Origin of the sequence: Candidatus Collinsella stercoripullorum, from assembly GCF_027669965.1 — a bacterium.
GTDB lineage: Bacteria > Actinomycetota > Coriobacteriia > Coriobacteriales > Coriobacteriaceae > Collinsella > Collinsella stercoripullorum.
This window is the reverse complement of sequence record NZ_JAQECM010000004.1, coordinates 94,964-101,793: the sequence shown is the minus strand read 5'-3', so window position 1 is coordinate 101,793 and position 6,830 is coordinate 94,964. Positions and strand designations below refer to the sequence as shown.

Here is a 6,830-nt window from a genome sequence, read left to right as displayed (position 1 = left end):
GGGGAGGCGTCGCCGCCCGGTACCTGCGCGTACGACCCGGGGACGGGACCCGCCGCGCGCTGCCCCGCGGCCTGTGCCGGCACGGGGCCCGTGCCCGTCGTGCCCGCACCCGGCGCGCCCGCGGCCGAACCGCGCATGCGGCCCGGGACGGGCACGCCCTGGGAGGGCGTCGCGCCCTCGTCCTTCGATTTGAAATGCCTGCCTTCAGCCATGGAGCCTCCTGCAAGTCGTGGTCATGGAATCGCGCGGGTCACTGCCCGCGCGCATAGGGAGTCTTCAGTATACGGCAGCAAAACCCGCAGGTACCGGAGTCCGCAGCCGCTCCAAAGGCACAACAGAAAAGCGAGGGCGCGCAACCGCACCCCCGCTTCGATCCCAGATCCCGTGCTTCACGTGACGGCGCCCTCCTCGGGCAGCCCGCCCCGTCTCGGGCAGGGCGCGGGCCCTTAGACCCGCCTCCCCGCAACGAGCGCGGGCCTCCGGTCCGTGCGGGCCCAGCCGCACCGCGGGCGCTACTCGGCCGCGAACGGCTCGAGCGCCTTGAGCGTGAACGCGCTCGCCTCGCGGCAGAGGTCGTTCGTCGGGGCCTCCGCGAGCACGCGCACCAGCGGCTCGGTGCCGCTCGCACGCACGAGGACGCGGCCGCGGTCGCCCAGGAACTCCTCGGCCTCCTTCACCGACGCGAGCACCGCCTCATCGGTCATGGCGGCGTCCTTGTCGGTCACGCGCACGTTGGTGAGCAGCTGGGGATAGAGCTTCACCGGGGTGCACAGCTGGGAGAGGGTCTCGCGCTCGGCGCGCAGCACCTCCATGACGCGCAGGCTCGTCATGATGCCGTCGCCCGTGCACTCGATGTCGCCGAAGATGATGTGACCGGACTGCTCGCCGCCCAGGCTGTAGCCGTTCGCGCGCATGCAGGCGTAGACGTTCTTGTCGCCCACCGCGGTGGTCTCGTAGGACAGGCTCGCCTCGTCGAAGGCCTTGAACAGCCCGTAGTTGCTCATGACGGTGGGCACCACGGTACCGCCGGTGAGGCGGCCGTGCTTGTTCAGGTACACGCCGCACGCGTAGAGGATGAGGTCGCCGTCGACCACGTTGCCGCGCTCGTCGACCGCGATGCAGCGGTCCGCGTCGCCGTCGTAGGCGAAGCCCACGTCCAGACCCTGCTCGACCACGTGGCGGCGCAGGCGGTCGATGTGGGTGGAACCGCAATCCACGTTGATGTTGAAGCCGTCGGGGCTGTTGTTGATGACGCGGACGTCGGCGCCCAGCGCGTCGAACACCGGCTTGGCGACCGACGACGCGGACCCGTTGGCGCAGTCCAGGCCGACCTTCACGCCCTGCAGCGAGAAGTTGGCGCTGGAGATCAGGAAGGCGATGTAGCGGTTGCGGCCCTGCATGTAATCCACGGTGGCGCCGATCTCGTCGCCGGTGGCCAGCGGCACCTCGCACTTGCCGTCGATGTAGTCCTCGATGAGCTCGAGCACGTCCTCGTCCATCTTGAAGCCCTCGCCGTTGACGAGCTTGATGCCGTTGTCGGTGTAGGGGTTGTGCGAGGCGGAGATCATGATGCCGCAGTCGAAACGGCCGTCGACCGTCTCATACGCCACGCCGGGCGTGGGGATGACGTGCAGCATGTAGGCGTCGGCGCCGGAAGCGACAAGGCCCGCCACGAGCGCGGACTCAAACATGTAGCTGGAGCGGCGGGTGTCCTTGCCCACCACCACGCGGGCTTTGCGCTCCTGGCGCGCGCCGTAGTACCAGCCCACATAGCGGCCGATCTTGAAGGCGTGGTCCACCGTGAGGCCGACGTTGGCCTCGCCGCGGAAGCCGTCGGTACCAAAGTATTTCATGGGAATCCTTTCGGACACAGTTTGCACCCCGGGCGGCCCCTGCCGCCCCCCCGCGGGCTGGTCTGCGCCAGCCGGCGAGCACTATTGTACCGTCTCGGGACGCAGGGCATCAAAAAGGGACAGTATCCGTGCAATTGGGGGGTGCGCAGGCGTTCCTCCCCTACGTCCCAACACGTTGGCCGGCCCACTCGAGGAGCAGTTCGTTACATTGCTCGTCGGTGGCTTCGGTTTCAAAGTGCGAGACTCCGCCGTTCAACATCTTCTCCGTACAGATCTTCAGGCCGGCGAGCTTGGCCTTCGTGTTCGGATCGAGCGACCAGAACGCATCGGTGCGCAGCGCCTCATCAAGGCTTGCGATCACGCGCTTCGGGTCGACATCGTCCGTAAACGCATCCGGTGGGGCCCAGCCTCCCCCGTTGCCCGAGTGATAACGATTCAACTGATAGCTTGCATACAGCAGATAGGCCAGCGGATCGCGCAGCAGCCCATTCGTTACGCGCTCCTCATATGCCTCTGGATCAAAGCAATTCCACAGGTACAGAAGCATCCGGGCGCCGTCTACCTGCAAATCGTTGACGGTCAGTTCTGTGGCGCTAAGCGTCTGAAGGATGTTTTGCTCAACCTGTTCCAAGCACGAGAGCGAAACCAGCTGATCGTTCGGATTCTCCCGATTGGCGGCAAGCCTGGCGTATGCGAGCTCTTGGCCATTAATGAAGTGCGCCAGCTTTGCCATATGCGCGGAATCGAGACCCCGTAACTCCGCAGCAAACAGCTCGCTTGCCGCCGCCTTCCCCATGGCGGCAAAGAGCTTCTCCAAGCACCATTCGCATCTATCAATCGGCAGGGCAAACTTCCCCACGTGCTCGACTCTTCCCGAGCCGCTCCGGATAAGCGCACGAGCAAAGGACGAACGGCGTGCATCAGACATGTTCGCTGCGGTATCGCCCGCAACCGCGATAAGCGTCAGCGCGACATCGTTTTCATCCCGCTCCAAAAACTCCGTAAGCTCATCAACTGTGCCGGAATGCAGCAAAATGAGCGCCTCTTCGCGCGGGAAGGCGTACGCCTCCATGGCCCCCAGCAAATAGCTCTCCAGAATCTCCGGACACGCGATTCTGCGATCGAGCTTGAGCTGAGCCTCGGATACCTGCACCGCACGCAAGCCGCACGTATTGGCGAAGCGGGGAAAGATGTTGCCCAATAGCCATAGAGCACCCTCCGCCTTACTCCGGCCTCCGAGCCACTGGTCAAGCTCGTCCAGGTACTGCTCCTTGCACTTTTCCGCATCCGAGTTCAAATAGCCCCCTGAGGCACCACCGCCCAGCTGCGAGCTTCGCGCTCGAATCCATGACATGATCTGGGGATAGATGATGCGCAGCACAGACATGTCGAGCAGGTCACCAGGCGAAATCTTTTCTTGCGATGCCGCCCAATCAGCTTCGAACACGTTAAGGATGCGCCGAACATCGCGCACGGTATTGGTCCGCAGCGCGGCGCCGCTGACCGCTGAGCCGACACGCCTCCGTTCATCGTCGTCAAGCTGGGCGTTGGATAAGATCTTCTCGATACCGTCCCCCACCATAGCCGAAAGTGCGCCGATGCTCGGCCGCGGCAACTCAAGCGGCACCTGGACGATCTTCTCCAGGTATCCGTCTCCGTCACATTTCTGCACTTCATGGAGAGCGCGCACGACGTTGCAGCGGTCATAGGAGAGCAGGTAGCTCACCCGCGGGAAATCGGCAACCGCCGCAACAAGTTGAAAGACTGCACAGACGATCTCGTTGGGTAGGCGATCCAGGTCATCGATCATGACAACGATGCGCAGTTGCAAAAGGAGCAGCTTATCGGCAAGCTGTCGCTTTAGCTCTTCGGGCGTTTTCTGCGAGAGAGCCTTCTTACGCCGCGTGCTAAAGATATGCGCCAAGCCACCCAACACACCCAACTGTGGAGGGATTATCGGATCCAACGCATTCGCATAGTCGCCGATTGCCTCGACGGCATCCTCAGCGAGCTTCTTCGCAGCTTCGCTAGAGCGAGCATTGCGGATTTCGGAGGCCAGCAGGTTGAGGAACGGTCTCACCAAATCGGTCCCGACAGGATAGTTCCATGGGTTGAACCGCACGATAACAGGCGGGTCGTCGTCTTTTCCAAGCAGTTCGCGCACCATGTTGAGCACGGATGTTTTTCCGGAACCCCACGAACCGGAAAGCCCGAAGACAATCGAATGAGCTGCAGGCGCAGCGCGCAGCATATCTGCGACGTGCTGGGCGAGATGGGCGCGCCCGAGCTGATCCTCATTGCATTTTGTAATTGGGTAGTCAGCGTCCACGGAAACCTCCCTTTGCCTATGGCATCAGTATGACACCGCGGGAACAGCTTTTCCGCACGCGCATCGTGGTCAGCCCCGGAGTATCTTGGTCAAATGAGGCGAAATGACCAAGATACCGCGCAGCCGATTTGGCTCGCCCACTCCAAGCGAGATCCAATCAAGGAAACGTGGCAGGAGCAATGCAGTTCAGGCAAGCGCGCGAGGAACATGGAAGATCAGCAACTGCGGCTACCAGCCGTCACAAGCAACGTTAGTTCATACGCTCTCTTCTGAGTTAGCGCGCCTGCTTTAGCGTTACTCCGAAGTTACTCCGAAGTTACTCCGAAGTTACTCCGAAATACTCCGAAATACTCCGAAGTTACTCCGAACCTTCCAGCGCCCCGCGACCCAATCCTCACACCAGGATGCCCTGAAGTCGCTTCCAAGCTCATGCAAGCGAGTAATACTGCACGGGATCGGTCCTAGAGGTGCCGTGCCACCCGCCCGCGCCTACAGCCAGCCAAAACTACGCTGCTGCTGACGTTTACGCAGATAATCCTTCGCCCTCTCCATCGACTCTCGACTGGAAAAGACAGGCGTGAGCACATAGTTCGCATGAGGGAAATTGACCGTTTGGTGCTGAACGTTGTCGTCGGCACGCTCGACGCGTTTGCCGCTCTGCACGTTTTTCGCCATTTACTCCTCCTTATTCGCCTGCTGCTGAATTGCCGCATCGTAAGCCTTGTAACTTGCGACCACGGTATACAGGCCATCCGCGAACGTTGTCATTAGATTAACATAGCCAGCACATTCTCATAGAAGTGAGCCATGCAGCGTTGGAGCGTCACCCCCTCCGCTATTCGCTCGCAGCGCCAGGCGCCCATTTCCGCAAAAGAACCAAACAACTCGAATCAACCCCAGCACCAAAAGATAAACAAGGTCGAAAGCATGGCAGCCGAAACGCTCGTAAGCGTACCGATAAGATAAGTCTCCGCAAAAACGGGCTCTTCCTCAATCTTCTTAAACCGTGCGATGCTCTTCGCAGTCACGACGAATGCAATTGCAGAGAATTCTGAACTCGCGCTAAGCACAACTACGAGCACCCGCTCGAGCCAGCCGATTGCCTCCCCGGCACCGCGACCTTCGCGCTGTTGCTCGCCCGAATCGTCGATAACCGCTTCGTTACCTTTTGAGCAGTCAGAATCCTGTCGATACTCACTCAAAAGCAAACGAATAAAAAGCCCTGACGGCTTGACCGCAATAAGCAAGGCCAGCAGCATGGGAATAGCTTCGTGAAGTGCACCCTCCATGACCTCATGCGATGCGGCGCCGTCCACCAACATCATTCCCGCGATAAGACACGCGATGAGATGCACAAACTGATCGATGCAGAATACCCTCAGGTTATCGTTGGCCCCCACTCGATAAACGCGCTGAACCGCCCACGGTTTTGCCAGCGCGTCTACCAGGAAATGGGTTGCACAGATAAAAAAGAACGCCGAAGCAGAAACTCGAGAGGGGCGCCAGCATAAGAACAGGGGAAGGATGCACAGCGAATATTCAACGCAGTGTAAAGCCATTATGCGTTTCTGCTCACCCTTCTGCTTCGCCATGCTGTCGGTCTGAAAGTAAAAATCTCCCAGCACGTGGAGAAAAACGATGACTAGAAACGACCGCGCCAGACCCATCGACTACCCCTCCAACCGCATAAGGAAGTCCACAACCAACGCTGTCGCATCGCGCTCCTGGGCAAGATGGGCACGCGCGATGCTTTTGTCCACGCTTTGGCGCGACTTCCCGGCAATTGGGGCGAGCAACGTCCCGAGACCCGCCAGACCGCGCGTATCTCTGTTGCGCCCTGGCAAAAGCAAATCCCGCACGAAAACCGGCTCAAACAACGCAGTGGAGAATGCAGCGCATCGAAGATCGCAATCCCGCTCATCTTCGTTGGACATCTTCTCGGTCTCCGCCACGCCTTCACCCCGATAACGAAGCGAAAGCTCGAAAAGCTCGTCGCGGAGACGGCCCGCCTCCAGGCCGTAAACAGCGTGGTGCTCATTTATTATGACAGGTCGCAGCAACTCGGCCCAAAAGGCAATGCATGATTGCTCAGATGTTCTAGCCTCGATGATGCTCAAGGGATAGCCCAGAAGTGTGGTAGCTCGACTATCGATATTGCCAAGCCCTTGGATGACCAATTGATATGTACGACTCCGCTTGGCTTCCTCGAGAGCGGCGCGGGCATAATGGTAGGCACTGCCATCTTGCGCAGTCGATGGCGCACCCTGTACTACCGTTTCCCACGCACCAACTCCCATACCTCCACGAAGGGTATCGCGACCCAAGATCAACAAAAGCGCACGGTAGTAAAGAAACGCGTCAAATGGCGTATTGAAAAGGCCTTGCACCTCATCACCAGCGCTGAAGACGACAGGACTGGCGATTGCCGACGCGAACACCATATTAAGATAGGAGACGGCTTGTCCGAGCATGCACTGCAGCAACTCGCGCTCCTGTCCTTTGTACTTTCGAGAATGCCTGAGATCGACCAAGAGTGCCGCATAACAATCTCTCATCTTTGCCCCCATCCCAGAAGCGCACTATTATTGCGCTTTTGCTCTTTGCGCAATATTATTGCGCTTTTGCTCTTTGCGCAATATTATTGCGCT

General features: G+C 59.8%; 6 protein-coding genes. All 6 read right to left on the bottom strand.

Annotation, left to right across the window (positions count from 1 at the left end; genetic code table 11):
• On the bottom strand, window positions 1-212 hold a 212-nt coding region (locus tag PHA29_RS02220; RefSeq protein WP_270847855.1), incomplete at its 3' end, for a hypothetical protein.
• A 300-nt stretch (window positions 213-512) separates the two neighbouring features.
• Window positions 513-1,853: a phosphoglucosamine mutase gene (gene glmM / locus PHA29_RS02215; RefSeq protein WP_270847854.1), complete on the bottom strand. Its 1,341-nt coding sequence runs from the start codon at window positions 1,851-1,853 to the stop codon at window positions 513-515.
• A 160-nt stretch (window positions 1,854-2,013) separates the two neighbouring features.
• Window positions 2,014-4,182 (bottom strand): KAP family P-loop NTPase fold protein, encoded by a 2,169-nt coding sequence (locus tag PHA29_RS02210; protein ID WP_270847852.1) that lies wholly within the window; start codon window positions 4,180-4,182, stop codon window positions 2,014-2,016.
• Window positions 4,183-4,671: 489 nt separating this feature from the next.
• Entirely contained in the window at window positions 4,672-4,857 is a 186-nt protein-coding gene (locus PHA29_RS02205; protein WP_270847850.1) for a hypothetical protein, read from the bottom strand.
• 215 nt (window positions 4,858-5,072) lie between these two features.
• Window positions 5,073-5,849 (bottom strand): DUF3307 domain-containing protein, encoded by a 777-nt coding sequence (locus PHA29_RS02200; RefSeq protein WP_270847848.1) that lies wholly within the window; start codon window positions 5,847-5,849, stop codon window positions 5,073-5,075.
• A gap of 3 nt (window positions 5,850-5,852) precedes the next feature.
• Window positions 5,853-6,737 (bottom strand): SatD family protein, encoded by an 885-nt coding sequence (locus PHA29_RS02195; protein WP_270847847.1) that lies wholly within the window; start codon window positions 6,735-6,737, stop codon window positions 5,853-5,855.
• Between the last annotated feature and the right edge of the window lie 93 nt (window positions 6,738-6,830).

What these genes read in the sequence shown, in the direction of transcription:
- PHA29_RS02200 (WP_270847848.1), bottom strand. Translation starts at nt 5,849, where the DNA reads ATGGGTCTGGCGCGGTCGTTTCTAGTCATCGTTTTTCTCCACGTGCTG.
- glmM (WP_270847854.1), bottom strand. Translation starts at nt 1,853, where the DNA reads ATGAAATACTTTGGTACCGACGGCTTCCGCGGCGAGGCCAACGTCGGC.
- PHA29_RS02195 (WP_270847847.1), bottom strand. Translation starts at nt 6,737, where the DNA reads ATGAGAGATTGTTATGCGGCACTCTTGGTCGATCTCAGGCATTCTCGA.
- PHA29_RS02205 (WP_270847850.1), bottom strand. Translation starts at nt 4,857, where the DNA reads ATGGCGAAAAACGTGCAGAGCGGCAAACGCGTCGAGCGTGCCGACGAC.